This is a genomic window from Aquamicrobium soli (genome assembly GCF_042646345.1).
GTDB classification, from domain to species: Bacteria; Pseudomonadota; Alphaproteobacteria; order Rhizobiales; family Rhizobiaceae; genus Mesorhizobium; species Mesorhizobium soli_A.
In genome coordinates this window covers 196,896-212,389 of record NZ_JBHRTK010000010.1, presented here as the reverse complement: position 1 = coordinate 212,389, position 15,494 = coordinate 196,896, and the positions used below count along the sequence as shown (strand labels likewise).

The 15,494-nt window shown below is 67.8% G+C and carries 14 protein-coding genes; 3 read left to right on the top strand and 11 right to left on the bottom strand.

Annotation, left to right across the window (positions count from 1 at the left end; genetic code table 11):
* Positions 1–52: 52 nt before the first annotated feature.
* The 11 genes from ACFOHJ_RS08740 to hutI form a co-directional block, all read right to left on the bottom strand.
* Entirely contained in the window at positions 53–1,342 is a 1,290-nt protein-coding gene (locus tag ACFOHJ_RS08740) for an amidase (RefSeq protein ID WP_378220107.1), read from the bottom strand.
* A gap of 83 nt (positions 1,343–1,425) precedes the next feature.
* On the bottom strand, positions 1,426–2,202 hold the full coding sequence (locus tag ACFOHJ_RS08735; protein WP_378220106.1) for an amino acid ABC transporter ATP-binding protein: 777 nt from the start codon (positions 2,200–2,202) through the stop codon (positions 1,426–1,428).
* A gap of 1 nt (position 2,203) precedes the next feature.
* Positions 2,204–2,866 carry an amino acid ABC transporter permease gene (locus ACFOHJ_RS08730; protein WP_378220105.1) on the bottom strand — a complete coding sequence of 221 codons (663 nt, stop codon included), beginning with the start codon at positions 2,864–2,866 and terminating at the stop codon, positions 2,204–2,206.
* On the bottom strand, positions 2,866–3,513 hold the full coding sequence (locus tag ACFOHJ_RS08725) for an amino acid ABC transporter permease (RefSeq protein ID WP_378220104.1): 648 nt from the start codon (positions 3,511–3,513) through the stop codon (positions 2,866–2,868). The genes ACFOHJ_RS08730 and ACFOHJ_RS08725 overlap by 1 nt, the downstream gene beginning before the upstream one ends.
* A gap of 58 nt (positions 3,514–3,571) precedes the next feature.
* A complete protein-coding gene (locus tag ACFOHJ_RS08720; protein ID WP_378220103.1) occupies positions 3,572–4,390 on the bottom strand; it encodes a transporter substrate-binding domain-containing protein in 819 nt (272 codons plus the stop codon).
* Positions 4,391–4,486: 96 nt separating this feature from the next.
* The gene (gene hutU / locus ACFOHJ_RS08715; RefSeq protein ID WP_378220102.1) at positions 4,487–6,157 is read right to left on the bottom strand and encodes a urocanate hydratase; all 1,671 of its coding nucleotides are present in this window, start codon (positions 6,155–6,157) and stop codon (positions 4,487–4,489) included.
* A 13-nt stretch (positions 6,158–6,170) separates the two neighbouring features.
* Complete coding sequence (locus ACFOHJ_RS08710) at positions 6,171–7,331, bottom strand: acyl-CoA dehydrogenase family protein (RefSeq protein WP_378220101.1); 1,161 nt, start codon at positions 7,329–7,331, stop codon at positions 6,171–6,173.
* A complete protein-coding gene (locus tag ACFOHJ_RS08705) occupies positions 7,321–8,481 on the bottom strand; it encodes a CaiB/BaiF CoA transferase family protein (RefSeq protein WP_378220100.1) in 1,161 nt (386 codons plus the stop codon). The genes ACFOHJ_RS08710 and ACFOHJ_RS08705 overlap by 11 nt, the downstream gene beginning before the upstream one ends.
* Entirely contained in the window at positions 8,478–9,269 is a 792-nt protein-coding gene (gene hutG, locus ACFOHJ_RS08700; RefSeq protein WP_378220099.1) for an N-formylglutamate deformylase, read from the bottom strand. Before hutG ends, ACFOHJ_RS08705 begins: the two co-directional genes overlap by 4 nt.
* Positions 9,266–10,807: a histidine ammonia-lyase gene (gene hutH / locus ACFOHJ_RS08695; RefSeq protein WP_378220098.1), complete on the bottom strand. Its 1,542-nt coding sequence runs from the start codon at positions 10,805–10,807 to the stop codon at positions 9,266–9,268. The genes hutG and hutH overlap by 4 nt, the downstream gene beginning before the upstream one ends.
* Positions 10,800–12,002, bottom strand: coding sequence for an imidazolonepropionase (gene hutI / locus ACFOHJ_RS08690; protein ID WP_378220097.1), 1,203 nt, complete (start codon positions 12,000–12,002; stop codon positions 10,800–10,802). Before hutI ends, hutH begins: the two co-directional genes overlap by 8 nt.
* 138 nt (positions 12,003–12,140) lie before the next feature.
* Between hutI and ACFOHJ_RS08685 the strand changes: the two genes are divergently transcribed.
* The 3 genes from ACFOHJ_RS08685 (at position 12,141) to hisC (ending at position 15,446) form a co-directional block, all read left to right on the top strand.
* A complete protein-coding gene (locus ACFOHJ_RS08685) occupies positions 12,141–13,505 on the top strand; it encodes a formimidoylglutamate deiminase (protein WP_378220096.1) in 1,365 nt (454 codons plus the stop codon).
* Positions 13,502–14,233 (top strand): GntR family transcriptional regulator, encoded by a 732-nt coding sequence (locus ACFOHJ_RS08680; protein WP_378220095.1) that lies wholly within the window; start codon positions 13,502–13,504, stop codon positions 14,231–14,233. Before ACFOHJ_RS08685 ends, ACFOHJ_RS08680 begins: the two co-directional genes overlap by 4 nt.
* A gap of 109 nt (positions 14,234–14,342) precedes the next feature.
* On the top strand, positions 14,343–15,446 hold the full coding sequence (gene hisC, locus ACFOHJ_RS08675) for a histidinol-phosphate transaminase (RefSeq protein ID WP_378220094.1): 1,104 nt from the start codon (positions 14,343–14,345) through the stop codon (positions 15,444–15,446).
* Positions 15,447–15,494: the final 48 nt, after the last annotated feature.

Here is a 15,494-nt window from a genome sequence, read left to right as displayed (position 1 = left end):
CTTCTTCGTTCCGCTGCCTCTGCGGCCAATGCCGGCCTCCGTCAAGCGCCTTTTAGGCCGAGGCGGCGAAGCGGTCGTGAGCCCACTGCGCGACGGCGAGCAGCCTTTCGTCGCCGCCACGGCGGCCGACCAACTGGATGCCGAGCGGCAGGCCCTGCGGCCCGGTCCCGAGCGGCAGCGCCACGGCCGGCAGTTGCAGCAGCGTCCACATGCGGCTGAAAAGCGGGTCGCCGGTGGAGCCGAGGCCCTGCGGGGCCTCGCCGGGGGCGGAAGCCATGAGCAGCGCGTCGCAGTCGGCGAACAGCGCTTCCGCCAGCGGCTTCGCGCGGTCGCGCATGTCGAGCGCCGCCCTGTACTGCTCGGTTGTGATCCTGCGGCCGGCCTCGACCAGTTCCGCGAACTGGTCGCTGACGCCGGCGCGGTTCTCGTCGTAAAGGCGCGCATGGGTGCTGGCCGCCTCATAGGCCATGACGGCTTTTTGCGCGTCGGTCAGCTCGCGAAACAGCGGCGGATGGTCGACCTCGCCGGTTTCGGCGCCATGCTCCGACAGGATGCGCATGGCGCGGGCCACGACCTCGCGCATCTCCGGCGATCCCTCCTGCCAGTGCGGACCACGCATCAGGCGGATGCGAGGCTTCCTGTCGGCGAAGGCGCCGGGCGCGGGCAACGGGCTCCCCGTCATGACGGCATAGGCGAGGCCGAAATCGTCTGGCTGCCGGGCCAGGAAGCCGAGCGTATCCAGGCTGGGGGCGAGCGGCAGCACGCCGCTGACGTCGAACGTGTCGGTCGTCGGCTTGAAGGCGCAGACGCCGCAGAACGCCGCCGGCCGGATCAGCGAGGCGGCCGTCTGCGTGCCGAAGGCGAGCGGCGCCATGCCGTCCGCGACGGCCGCCGCCGAACCCGACGACGAGCCGCCCGGCGTGTGGCCAAGGTTGTGCGGATTGGCGGTCTTGCCCGGCCGGAAATAGGCGAATTCGGTGGTGACGGTCTTGCCGAGCGGAATGGCGCCGGCGTCGAGCATCTTGCGCACGCAGGCGGCGTCGCGTGTCGGCCGGCGGTGGGCGAACAGATCGCTGCCGCAGGCGGTCGGCATGTCCTGCGTGTCGATGATGTCCTTGATGGCGAAGGGCACGCCGTGCAGCAGTCCCCGGGCTGGCTGCCGGTCGGCGGCTTCGGCGAGTTCCATGGCGCGTTCGGTGTCGAGGTAGACGAAGGCGCCGACCTCGGCCTCGCGCGCCGCGATCCGGTCGAGATGGGCGCCCATCACCGCGCTCGCCGTCGTCTCGCCCGCGCGGATCATGCGGGCGAGCGCCGAGGCGCTTTGCCGATTGAGTTCCACCATGGCTGAGGCGCCTCCATCACGCGCGCTGACGGCAAAACGGAAATGCCATCAGTGCCAGAGCGCGCCGGCGCCTGCAATGGCGCTCAGAAGCTGTTGCGCTCGTGATAAGTGCGCAGGAAGGCGTGGATGCGCGGGTCTTCGGGGTTGTGCAGGATATGGCTCGGGGCGTCCACGGCCACCAGTTCGCCCTTTTCCATGAAGGCCACCTGGTCCGCCACATGGGCGGCAAAGCCCATTTCGTGCGTCACCACGACCATGGTCATGCCCTCGGAAGCCAGCGTCTTCATGACGCTCAGCACCTCGCCCACCAGTTCCGGGTCGAGCGCGGAAGTCGGCTCGTCGAACAGCATCAGGCGCGGTTCCATGGCGATGGCGCGGGCGATGGCGACGCGCTGCTGCTGGCCGCCGGACAGGCGCGCCGGGTGGTTGGCCATCTTGTCGGCCAGTCCCACCTTCTTCAGGGCCTCGGCGGCACGGGCCTCGGCATCCGCTTTCGGCAGGCCGCGCACGCGGATGAGGCCTTCGGCGACGTTCTGCAGCGCCGTCATGTGCGGCCACAGGTTGAACTGCTGGAACACCATGCCGATCGAGCGGCGCATTTCGCGCAGCTTGCGGCCCGGCATCTTGCGGCCGCCGGGCGTGGCGTAGCCGATCAGCTGCCCGTCGATGGTGATCTCGCCGGAATCATATTCCTCGAGGAAGTTGATGCAGCGCAGCAGCGTGGACTTGCCCGAGCCGGAAGGCCCGATCAGGCACGTCACCTTGCCCGGCTGGATGGACAGGTCAACTTCCTTCAGCGCCTGGAAGGGGCCGTAGAACTTGGTGACCTTGCGGATCTCGACGGATGAGGCTTCGACCATCCTACGTCCTTTCGATCAGATGTTTGGTGATGCGCGTTTCCAGCTTGCGGCCGAAGCGCGAGATGGTTTCGACCAGCAGCCAGAAGAACAGCGCGAGAATGAAGTTGGCTTCCAGGTAGCGGAAGGTCTCAGTGGACATGCGCTGCACCGAATACATCAGTTCAGGCACGGTGATGATGGACAGGATCACCGTCTCCTTGGTGAGGATGATGGCGAAATTGACCAGCGACGGCAGCGCCGACACCAGCGCGAGCGGCATCAGGATGCGGCGCACGATGGTGAGTTCCGACATGCCGATGGCGCGCGCCGCCTCGAGCTGGCCGGTCGGCACCGCCAGGTAGCCGGCGCGGAAGATCTCGGCGAAATAGGGGCTGCCGTAGACGCTGAGCCCGAGGATGCCCGCCGGCAGCGCGTCGAGGCGCAAGCCCAGCAGCGGGCCGCCGTAGTAGAGCACGAAGAGCTGCACCAGGAAGGGCGTGCCGCGGATGATCTCGATATAGACCTGGATCAGCCAGCCGACGGGACGAGGCCCGTAGCGCTGCACCAGCGAGATGACGAGGCCGAGCGCCATGCTGAAGACGGTGCCCAGCAGCCAGCAAAGGATGGTAAGCCCGAAGCCGCTCAGCAGTATCGGCCAGTATTGCAGCAGGATGCTCAGGTCCATTACACAGCCATCCTGTGCTCGAGGTAGCGGCCGAGCGCCGCGAAGCAGAGATTGATGACCAGGTAGATGCAGGCTGCCGCGATGTAGACTTCCAGCGGGCGGAAGGTGGTGGCCGCCTGTGCCTGGCTGGCGCGCGTCACTTCAAGGATGCCGACGACCGACACCAGCGACGAGGCCTTGACAAGCAGGATCAGCTCGTTGATCAGCGCCGGCAGCGAAATGCGGAACGCCTGCGGCAGGATCACCCGATTCCAGATGTCGCGCGGGTGCATGCCGATGGCCGTCGCCGCCTCCGTCTGGCCGATGGGCAGCGAGATGATGGCGCCGCGCCAGATTTCGGAGACATAGGCGCTGGAGCAGATGCCGACCGTCACCACGGCGGCGACCAGCGCCGGCACGTTGATGCCGATGACCGGCAAAAGATAATAGCACAGAAGAAGCTGGACCAGCAGCGGGACCCCGCGCAGGAAGCTGACCCAGACCGCCGCGAACCGGCGCAGCCAGGTGACGCCGGACAGCGCGGCCGCGCAGATGAGCGCGCCGACGACCAGCCCGAGCGCAATGCCCAGCCCCGAAATCAACAGCGTGTAGCGAGCGGCCCAGAAGAGCGGCTCGAAACTGTTCAGAAAGGTGGAGATCGAAAACATCGGTGCTCCGATTGCCGCGAGGCTTGCGGGCGGGATCGCTCCCGCCCGCGACTCGTCGTTACTTGGTGGGAACTTCGCGCGGAAGTTCGGTGTAGGTGCCGAGCCACTTTTCCTGGATCGCCTTGACGCGACCGTCATCGGTCATCTTGAGCACGGCGTCGTTGACGGCCTTGACAAAGCTTTCGCTGTCGGCGTCCTTGCGCGCCACCCAGGCGAAGTAGGTCGGCTCGCCGAACTGGGCCGGCTCGAACAGCGCGAAGGTCTCGGGACGGCTCTTGACCAGGTAGGTCAGGTTCGGCAGCGAACCGGCGACCGCGTCGAGGCGGCCGGCGGCGAGGTCGGCATAGGCTTCGTCGGTGGTGCCGTATTCCTTGACGGTGACGCCGCCGAGCTTCTCGCCATAAGCCTGGAGCTGTTTGAACTGCGCGGTGCCCTGCTGGACGCCGACGGTCTTGCCCTTGATGTCTTCCGGCTTCTTCAGCTCGGTGTTGCTGGCGGCGCGCACCAGCGAGACGGTGGCGTCGGCGATCGGCAGGGTGAAGGCATAGCGCTGCAGGCGCTCGGCCGTGATGGTGACCGGGGCGATGACGATGTCGAACTTCTTGACCTCGAGGCCGGGCAGTTCGGCGGTCCACGGAATGTCCTGGTAGACCGGCTCGACGCCGAGTTCCTTGGCGACGCCGTCGAACAGGTCCTTGGTCATGCCTTCATAGGTGCCGTTGTTGAGCATGTCGAACGGCGCGTAGTGCATGTCGGTGGCCGTTTCGATCTTGCCGGCCGCCTTGATGTCGGAAAGCTGGTCGGCCATGGCGGGCACGGCAAGGCCAAGTGCTGCAAGGCCGAACACGGCCGATTTGAGTGTCGTGGAAAACTTCATTTGGTATTCTCCCTGATGAACTGAGCGACCATCGCCAGTTCGACTAGCTATTGGATTTTGTCGCGCACCGCCAGAGACCGGTGGTGCGCGAAAGGCTTAAAGAATACCGGGCAGGTTCAGCCCGTGCTCGCGAGCGCAGTCGATCGCGATCTCGTAGCCCGCATCGGCGTGGCGCATGACGCCCGTTGCGGGGTCGTTCCACAGCACGCGGGCGAGCCGCGCATCCGCGTCTTCCGAGCCGTCGCAGCAGATGACCATGCCCGAATGCTGCGAGAAGCCCATGCCGACGCCGCCGCCGTGATGCAGCGACACCCAGGTCGCGCCCGAGGCGGTGTTGAGCAGCGCGTTGAGCAGCGGCCAGTCGGAAACGGCGTCGGAACCGTCCTTCATCGCTTCCGTTTCGCGGTTCGGCGAGGCGACCGAGCCGGAATCGAGGTGGTCGCGACCGATGACGATCGGCGCCTTCAGCTCACCGTTGCGCACCATCTCGTTGAAGGCGAGGCCGAGGCGGTGGCGGTCGCCGAGGCCGACCCAGCAGATGCGCGCCGGCAGGCCCTGGAAGGATATGCGCTCGCGCGCCATATCCAGCCAGTTGTGCAGGTGCTTGTTGTCGGGCAGCAGCTCCTTCACCTTGGCGTCGGTCTTGTAGATGTCCTCCGGATCGCCCGACAGGGCGGCCCAGCGGAACGGGCCGATGCCGCGGCAGAACAGCGGCCGGATATAGGCCGGCACGAAGCCGGGGAAGGCGAAGGCGTTTTCCAGGCCCTCTTCCAGCGCGATCTGGCGGATGTTGTTGCCGTAGTCGAGCGTCGGCACACCGGCGTTCCAGAAGTCGACCATGGCGGCGACGTGCTGCTTCATCGAGGCGCGGGCAGCCTTTTCCACGGCCTTGGGGTCGCTCTCCTGCTTGGCGCGCCATTCGGCGACGGTCCAGCCGAGCGGCAGGTAGCCGTGCACCGGATCGTGCGCCGAGGTCTGGTCGGTGACGATGTCGGGGCGCACGCCGCGCTTGACCAGTTCGGGGAAGATTTCCGCGGCATTGCCGATCAGCGCCACGGACTTCGCCTCGCCGGCCTTCGTCCACTGCTCGATCAGCGCCAGCGCCTCGTCCAGCGTGTGCGCCTTGGCGTCGACATAGCGGGTGCGCAGGCGGAAGTCGGCGCGGGTCTCGTCGCACTCCACCGCCAGGCAGCAGGCGCCGGCCATGACAGCGGCCAGCGGCTGGGCGCCGCCCATGCCGCCGAGGCCGGCGGTCAGGATCCACTTGCCCTTGAGGTTGCCGTCATAGTGCTGGCGGCCAGCCTCCACGAAGGTTTCGTAGGTGCCCTGCACGATGCCCTGCGAGCCGATATAGATCCACGAGCCGGCCGTCATCTGGCCGTACATGGCCAGGCCCTTCTTGTCCAACTCGTTGAAATGGTCCCACGTCGCCCAGTGCGGCACGAGGTTGGAATTGGCGATCAGCACGCGCGGGGCGTCCTTGTGCGTCTTGAAGACGCCGACCGGCTTGCCCGACTGCACCAGCAGCGTCTCGTCGCTTTCCAGCTTCTTCAGTGCGCCGACGATGAGGTCGAAATCCTTCCAGGTGCGGGCGGCGCGGCCGATGCCGCCATAGACCACCAGCTCGTGCGGGTTCTCGGCGACGTCGGGATGCAGGTTGTTCATCAGCATGCGCATCGGCGCCTCGGTCAGCCAGCTCTTGGCGGTGATCTCGGGACCGGTCGGGGGAAAGATGTCGCGGGTATTGTGTCTTGGGTTGCTGCTCACGGTTCGCCTCCTGTCAGGCCAGCATATTGCCGGAAATGATGATGCGCTGGATTTCGCTGGAACCCTCGTAGATGCGCATGATGCGCAGGTCCCGGTTGATCCGCTCGATGGGAAAGTCGCGGGTGTAGCCGTAGCCGCCGTGCAGTTGCAGGGCCGTGTCGGCGATCTTGCCCGCCGCCTCGGAGGCGCCGAGCTTGGCCATGGACGAGGCCAGCGAGAAACGCCCGCCATGCTCGTGCGCCAGGTCGCGCTGGCGCGCCGCCTCCTGCGACAGAAGCAGCGCCGAGCGCCAGGCGACGCCCATGTCGGCGATCATCCAGCGGATGCCCTGCCGCTCCGACAGCGCGATGCCGCCGATGACGCGTTCCTTGGCATAGGCGATCGCCGCGTCCATCGCGGCGCCGGCAAGGCCGAGGCACTGTGCGGCGACCTCGATGCGGCCGTTGTCGAGCACCTGCATGGCGGTGCGGAAGCCCTTGCCCTCCTCGCCGAGCAGCGCGCTTTCAGGCAGCTCGCAATCGAGGTTGAGCGTGAAGACATGGCCGCCCTTGAGGCCCATGGTCTTTTCCGCCGGCCCGGCCTCGAAGCCAGGCGTGCCCTTGGGCAGGAGGAAGGCCGAGATGCCGCGATGCGCCTTCTCGGGGTCGGTCACCGCATAGACCACGACGACATCGGCGACGCCGCCATTGGAGATGAAGCACTTGGTGCCCTTGAGGTGCCAGCCCTTTTCGGTGCGCCGCGCCCGCGTCTTCATGTCGGCGGGGTCGGAGCCGGCGGTGGGCTCGGTGAGCGCGAAGGCGGCGAGCACTTCGCCGCTGGCGGCCTTGGGCAGCCATTCCTGTTTCTGCGCTTCCGTGCCGCCGATCAGGATGGAATCGGTCGCCAGATAGTGCGCGGTCAGCGCCGAGGCGGTCGAGCCGCAGGCGCCGGCGACGATCGAGACGGCGCGCAAGAGCGCCGACGCGGAGATACCGCTGCCGCCATAGGCTTCCGGCAGGTTGGCGCCCATCATGCCGGCTTCGCCGAGCGTCGCCAGTTGCGCATGCACGAAGCGCGAAGTCTCGTCGGTCTCGGCGGCGAGCGGCGAAATCTTGTCGGCGCAGATGCGTTCCAGCACCTCGCAGAACAGGCGTTCCTCTTCCGACAGCATATGCCAGGCGTCGTCAATCTGCATGGGGTAGCGCCTCCAGGCCGAATTCCTTTAACACGGTTTCGATGTCGCCGCCGAGGTTCGGCGCGGCTGTCGTGGCCACCGGCTTGGCGCCGTCGAAACGCACCGGCTGGCCAACGATCGGCGTGCGGCCGAGAACGGGGTGCGCCAGCGTGCTGACCAGCCCGCGCATCGCGGCGTGCTCGTTGTCGGCAGCCTGTGCGATGTCCCAGATCGGCGCGGTCGGCAGGCCCTCGGCGGCGAGTGCCGCGACGGCCTCCTCGGTGGTCAACCGGGTCGACCAGGCCTCGATCAGGGCCCGCAGCGCCGGCTCATGCTCGGTGCGGCTCGAGTCGGAGGCAAAGCGCGGGTCGGCCGCGATCTCCGGCTTGCCGATCAGCCCCGCCAGGCGCTGGAACTGGCCGCCGTTCAGCACGGCGATCACCACCTGCCCGTCGCTGGTCCTGAAGCAGCCGAAGGGTGTGGAAAGCGGATGGCGGTTGCCGACGCGGCCGGGCAGCACGCCGCCGTAGAAATGCTGGGCGTGGCTGGTGGTCAGCATGGAAAACAGCGCGTCATACATGGCGATGTCGAGCGTCGCACCCTCGCCGGTGGCGTTGCGCTGGACGAGCGCGGCCATGATCGACCAGCTTGCGAACAGGCCGGCGATCAGGTCGGCGATGCTCTCGCCGGTCTTCAGCGGCGCGCCGCCGTCCTCGCCGGTCGCGGCCATCAGGCCGGACATGGCCTGCACCACGAGGTCGTAGGCCGGCAGGTCCTTGAACGGGCCTTCCTGTCCGAAGCCGGAGATGGAGCAATAGATCAGCCGCGGATTGGCCTGGCGCAGCGCCTCTGCGCCCAGCCCGAGCCGGGCCGCGACGCCGGGGCGGAAATTTTCCACCACCACGTCGACGCGGGCGGCGAGCGCCTCAGCCAGTTCGAGGTCAGCCGGCTTTTTCAGGTCGAGCACGACGCTCTTCTTGCCGCGGTTGTTGAGCGTGAACAGCGCGCTCTCGCCGTCCTTGAACGGGCCGATATGGCGGTAGTCGTCGCCGGCCGGCGGCTCCAGCTTGATGATCTCGGCGCCGAGATCCGCCAGCAGCGCCGTGCAATACGGCCCCGCGAGCACGCGCGATAGGTCGAGGACCTTGATGCCGGTAAGTGGACCGCTCATGCCTTCAGTTCCGGGGCGAGGGCGGCAAGCTTCGCGAGGATAGCGCCGAGGGTGAGGCGCAGCGCAGCGGCCTTCTGCTCGTCATAGGCAAAGGGCGGGGCCTCGGCCGCAAGATGGGTGGATTGCGCCAGTTCCATCTGGATGGCGTGGACGCCGTCCTTGGGCTGGCCGTAATGGCGCGTGGTCCAGCCGCCCTTGAAGCGGCCGTTCAAGACATGGGTGCGGCCGGAAGCGGCGCACAGGTCGAAGGTTGCCGCCTCGATGCGTGGGTCGCAGGAAGCGCCGCTGTTGGTGCCGATGTTGAAGTCGCGAAGGATGCCCTCGAACAGGAACGGGATATGCGACCGGATCGAGTGGCAATCGTAGAGTATCGCCACGCCGTGCGTCGCCTTCACGCGATCGATCTCGGCGGCGAGAGCGGCATGGTAGGGCGCGTGGAATTCCGCCTTGCGCCGCGCGATCTCTGCCGCGTCCGGCTCCTCGATCCAGATCGGCTCGCCGTCGAAATCCGTCACCGGCACCAGGCCGGTGGTGTTCTGGCCTGGATAGAGGCTGGCATCGTCGGGGCCGCGATTGGCGTCGATCACGTAGCGGTGGAACGTCGCCCGCACGGTCGTCACGTTCGGCAAAAGCCCGTCATAGAGGCGTTCGATATGCCAGTCGGTGTCAGCGAGGATGCGGCCGCGCGCGTTGAGTTTCGCGCGGATCGCCTCAGGCAGCCAGGTCCCGGTATGCGGCAGGCCGAGGACCAGCGGGCCCTCGCCCCGAACAACTTCGACCGGATTCACGGACGAACCTCGTCGAGCATGCCTTTCGGCAGGGCTTCGAGCAGCGCGCCGGAACGGACGAGCGAGGCGACCTCGGCGAGGTCGGGGGCCATGTAGCGGTCCTGGTCGAGCGCCGAGACCGACTTGCGCAGCCGGGCGATGACGGCCTGCAGCGGGGCCGACGTCTTCAGCGGGCCGCGGAACTCGACGCCGGCGGCAGCGCACAGCACCTCGATGCCGACGATCTGGGCGAGGTTGGCGTTCATGCGCTTCAGCCGGCGCGCGCCATGCGCGGCCATGGAGACGTGGTCTTCCTGGTTGGCCGAGGTCGGGGTGGAGTCGGTCGAGCAGGGGGTGGCGAGATGCTTGTTCTCGCTCATCAGCGCCGCCGAGGTCACTTCGGCGATCATCAGGCCGCTGTTGAGGCCCGGAGCCGGGGTGAGGAAGGGCGGCAGGTCGTGGCTGAGCGCCGGGTCGACCATCAGGGCGATGCGGCGCTGCGAGATGGCGCCGATCTCGGCAATCGCCAGCGCGATCTGGTCGGCGGCGAACGCCACCGGCTCGGCGTGGAAATTGCCGCCCGAGACGATCTGGTCGCTCTCGATCAGCACCAGCGGGTTGTCGGTGGCGGCGTTGGCCTCGATCTCCAGCGTGCGGCCGGCCTGCGTCAGGAGGTCGATGCAGGCGCCGGTGACCTGCGGCTGGCAGCGGATGCAGTAGGGGTCCTGCACGCGGGTGTCGCCGACGCGATGACTCTCGCGGATTTCCGAGCCGTCCATCAGTTCGCGGATGACCTTGGCGGAAAGGATCTGGCCGCGATGGCCGCGCAACTGGTGGATTTCATCGAAGAAGGGTGCGGTCGAGCCCATGATGGCGTCCGTCGACAGCGACGACGACACCAGCGCGTTGCGCGCAGCCCAGAACGCCTCGAAGAAGCCGACCAGCGCGAAGGCGGTCGAAACCTGCGTGCCGTTGATCAGGGCCAGCCCTTCCTTGGCGGCCAGCACCACCGGCTTCAGGCCGGCGGCCGCCAGCGCCTCGGCGCTCGCCATCTCCTTGCCCTGGTAGGTGGCGCGGCCTTCGCCCAGCATGGTGGCGGCCATGTGCGCCAGCGGCGCGAGGTCGCCCGAGGCGCCGACCGAACCCTGCGAGGGGATCACCGGATGCACGCCCTTGGCCAGCATGGCCTCGATCAGCGCTACCACCTCGGGGCGGGTTCCGGAAGCGCCGCGCCCGAGCGAGAGCAGCTTGAGCGCCATGATCAGGCGCACCGTCTCTTCCTCGACATTCTCGCCGACGCCGCAGCAATGCGACAGGATGAGGTTGCGCTGCAGGGTGGCCGTGTCTTCGCTCTTGATCTTGATGGAGGCGAGCTTGCCGAAGCCGGTGTTGACGCCATAGACCGGCACGTTGCCGCTGGCGGCGGCTTCGATGCGGGCAGCGGAAGCGGCGATGCCGGGGCGGGCGCTGTCGGCCAGCCGCACGGTGAGCCCCTCGCGCCAGACGCGCTCCAGGTCGGCCAGCGTGACCTTGCCGGGTGTCAGGACGATTTCAGACATATTGGCCTCCGAAGATGCGGGCGTGCAGCGGGTTGAAGCCGATGCGATAGGAAAGCTCGGCCGGATGCTTGATGTCCCAGATGGCCAGGTCGGCGCGGGCGCCGGGCGCGATCACGCCGCGGTCGGACAGGCCCAGCGCGCGGGCCGCGTTGCGGGTCACGCCGCGCAGGCACTCGGCCGGCGTCATGCGAAACAGCGTCGCGCCCATGTTCATGGTCAACAGGAGAGAGGTGAGCGGCGAGGTGCCGGGATTGGAATCGGTGGCGAGCGCGATCGGCACGCCGGCCTCGCGCAGCGCCTGCAGCGGCGGGTATTTCGTTTCCCGCAGCGTGTAGAACGCGCCGGGTAAAAGCACGGCGACGGTCCCTGCCTTGGCCATGGCGGCGATGCCGTCGGCGCCGAGATATTCGAGGTGGTCGGCCGAGAGCGCGCCATGTCCGGCCGCCATCGCCGCGCCGTGCAGGTCGGAAAGCTGCTCGGCATGCAGCTTGATGGGCAGGCCGAGCGTCTTGGCGTGGTCGAAGATGCGCGCCATTTCCTCGACGGAAAAGGCGATGCCCTCGCAGAACCCGTCGACGGCGTCGATCAGGCCTTCGGCATGGCCCTGGTTCATGCCGGCGATGACCACCTTCTCGATATAGCCGGCGCGGTCGTCCTTGAATTCAGGTGGCAGCGCGTGGGCGGCGAGCCAGGTGGTGACGACGTGCACCGGGCGCTCCTCGCCGATGCGGCGCGCGACCCGCAGCATCTTCAGTTCGGTGGCGATGTCGAGCCCGTAGCCCGACTTGATCTCCAGCGTGGTGACGCCTTCGGAAAGCAGCGTGTCGACGCGCGGCAGCGCCAGCGCGAGCAGTTCTTCCTCGCTCGCCTCGCGGGTATTACGCACGGAGGAAAGGATGCCGCCGCCGGCGCGCGCGATCTCTTCGTAGCTGGCGCCTTCCAGGCGCATCTCGAATTCGCGGGCGCGGTCGCCGCCATAGACGATGTGGGTGTGGCAGTCGATCAGGCCGGGCGTGACCACGCGCCCCTCGAGGTCGCGGGACGGTGCGCCGCGATAGGCGGCCGGCAGGTCGGCGTCGGCGCCGACCCAGGCAATGGCGCTGCCGTCGATGACGATCGAGGCGCGCTCGGCGAGCCGGTAACCCGTCTCACCCTCGTCCACGATTGCGACTGCGGCATTGCTGAGAACCTGCATCCGGCACGCTCCTACCCTGTCCGTGATTTTTCTAAGTCTAAACATAATCGCATTTCTATGTCTAGACTTATTCTCGCTCTATGTCTAAACTTATCCACGTCGGCTTCAGGGTCGAGACGGCGAGAGGAGATCGGAATAATGACGACACTTTGGGCACGCCACGCGCTGCTGCCGGATGGCTGGGCGGACGACGTCCGTGTCGATCTCGGCGTGGATGGCCGTATCGCCAGGGTCGAGGCCGGCGCGGCTCCGGCAGGCGAAAAGCTGGGTCTCCTGCTGCCGGCGATGGCCAATCTCCATTCACACGCCTTCCAGCGCGCCATGGCCGGCCTTTCGGAAGCGCGCGGGCCGCAGCCGCGCGACACCTTCTGGACATGGCGCCAGATCATGTACCGTTTCCTCGACCACCTGACGCCGGAGGACGTCGAGGCGATCGCCGCGCTGGTGCAGATGGAGATGCTGGAAGCGGGCTACGCCACCAATGTGGAATTCCACTACCTGCATCATCAGCCCGGCGGGAAGCATTACGCCAATATCGCCGAGATGTCGGAGCGCATCGCCGCCGCGGCCGCCCGTACCGGCATCGGCCTGACCCTGTTGCCGGTGCATTACCAGTTCGGCGGCCTCGACCGCCGACCGCTCGGCCCCGGCCAGCAGCGCTTCGGCACGACGCCGGACGAATTCGCCACCCTGCTCGACGCGGCGGAGGCGGCCCTTCGGCACCTGCCGGCCGATGCCGGCATCGGGATTGCGCCGCATTCGCTGCGCGCCGTCGGCGCCGAGGCGCTGGCCATCTGCGAAGGGCTGCGCCCTGGGCGGCCGCTGCACATGCACCTGGCGGAGCAGGTCCCGGAAATCGAGGAAGTGCAGGCGGCAACCGGCCGCCGCCCGGTCGAATGGCTGCTCGACAACCACAACCCCGACCGCCGCTGGACGCTGATCCACATCACCCACCTGACCGAGGACGAGACCCGCCGGCTGGCGGCGACCGGCGCCGTCGCGGGCTTGTGCCCGATCACCGAATCCAGCCTCGGCGACGGCATCTTCAACGGTACGATCTGGAAGGAGGCAGGCGGCCGTCTCGGCTTCGGTTCGGACAGCAACGTCCGCATCTCGCTGACCGAAGAACTGCGCACGCTGGAATACAGCCAGCGCCTGCGCGACACCGCTCGTGCCGTGCTGGCCGATCCGGATCGCTCCACCGGCCGGGTGCTCTATGAAGCCGGCCTCGACGGCGGCGCGACGGCGGCGGGGCGTGAAACCGGCGCCATCGCTGCCGGCCTGTGGGCCGATCTGTGCGCGGTCTCGCTGGACAACCCGGTGCTTGCCGGCCGCAAGGGCGACGCGCTGCTGGACAGCCTGATCTTCGCCGGCCATGACGGGCTGGTGCGCGATGTCTGGGGGGGCGGCCGCCATGTCGTGCAGGGCGGCCGTCACCCGGACCACGACCGGATCACGGCCGACTATCTCGCTTGCATCGGCCGGTTGCAGGAACGGATGTGATCGACAAGCCGGCCGGTCCCGCCTCCACCAAGGCGCAGCACATCGCGAGCGAAGTGCGCCGCCGCATCGTCGAACACGAATGGCGGCAGGGCGACCGCATCCCGGACGAGGCGGACCTTGCGATCGAGTTCGACGCGGCGCGCGCCACCGTCAACAAGGCGCTGCAACTGCTGGCCGACGAGGGGCTGCTGGATCGTCGGCGCCGGGCCGGCACGCGCGTCGCGGTCGATCCGGTGCGCAAGGCGACCTTCACCATTTCCATCGTGCGCGAGCAGGTGGAGCAGGCCGGCATGGCCTACAGCCATCGCGTCGTCGCGCAGCGCCTGAGCCCCGTTCCCGATGCGCTCGCCGAGCGCACCGGCCTGTCTAAGGGCGAAGTGCTGGTCCATATGCGGGCCGTTCATTATGCCGATGGCCAGCCCTTCCAGTTGGAGGATCGCTGGATCAATCCGCGCGCCGCGCCGAGCCTTGCCGGGGTCGATCTGTGGCAACTGAACGCCAATGAATGGCTGGTGCGCAACGCGCCTTATCTGCGGGCGGAACTGGCGTTCTCCGCCGAGAACGCCAACTGGCGCGACGCACGGCTGCTGCAGGCGCAGCCGGGGCAGGCCTTGCTGATCCTTTCCCGCATCACCTGGAACGACCTTGGCCCGATCACCATCGTCCGGGTGGCGTTCCAGCCCGGCCACCACGTCGCCAACGAAAACGGCCTGACCCGAAGCTACTAGGCAGAAATCGCCGGGTCATGGCGGGAAAATCCGCGCCGCCATCTTTACAAGTATATACATATTATCTTAGGGTGGCAGGACATCATCGCTCCCGAGAGGCCCGAAATCCATGTCCTTGCCATCATCGCACCTGCGTCCGGAACTGGCGGCCCTGGCGCCCTACAATGCGGGCCTGACCGTCGCGGAAGTCGCCAGCCGGCCCGGCGTGAGCCGTGTCGCCAAGCTCGGCTCGAACGAGAATCCGCTCGGGCCCGACCCGGCGGTGCGGCAGGCGCTCGAAGCAGCCTTGCAGCGCATCGCCATCTATCCCGATCCCGTCGGCCGCACGCTTGCCGCGAAGCTGGCGGCGCGCCACGGTATTGCGGCCGACCGGCTGGTGCTGGGCAACGGCTCGGAGGACCTTCTGGCGGTGCTGGCGCGCGCCATCCTGCGGCCGGGCGACAAGGTCGTCACGCTCTACCCGTCCTTCACGCTTCACGAGGACTATGCACGGCTGATGGGAGCCGAAGTCATCCGCATCGGCCTTACGCCGGAAGGCGGCGTCGATGTCGAGGCGCTGGTGCGGGCGGTGGCGCAGCCGGTGCGGCTGGTGCTGTTCGCCAATCCGATGAACCCGGCTGGCGTGTGGCTGTCGCCGCAGGAGCTTGGCCGCGTGCTGGACGCCGTCCATCCCGAGGCGGTGACCTGCCTCGACGAGGCCTATCACGAATATGCCGAGGGCGATGACTATGGCTCCGGCGAAACGCGACTGTCGACGCATGGCGGGCCGCTGGTGATCCTGCGCACCTTCTCGAAGGCTTGGGGACTGGCCGGGCTGCGCGTCGGCTACGCCATGACCAACAGCGGCGAACTGAAGCGCGGGCTCGATCTCGCCCGCACGCCCTTCAACGTGAACCTGATGGCGCAGGCGGCGGCCGAGGCGGCGCTGGACCATCCCGGATCGGTAACCGTTGCCGCCGCGCTGGTGCGGCGCGAACTGCCCCGCGTCAAGGCCGCCATCGAAGCGCTCGGCCTGCGCGTGCTGCCGTCGAAAGGCAATTTCCTCTTCTTCGACGCTGCCCGTCCGTCCGTCGAACTCGCCGAAGCGCTGCTCGACAAGGGCGTGATCGTCAAGCCGTGGAAGCAGCCGGGCTACGAGACGTGGCTGCGCGTCTCCATCGGCACCGAGGCCGACAACGGCCAGTTTCTGGCTGCCCTTTCCGGCTCGCTTTGAGGCTTGCGGGCGGCCGGGCCGGCAAGGCAGGATGCCGGTGCATCGGAG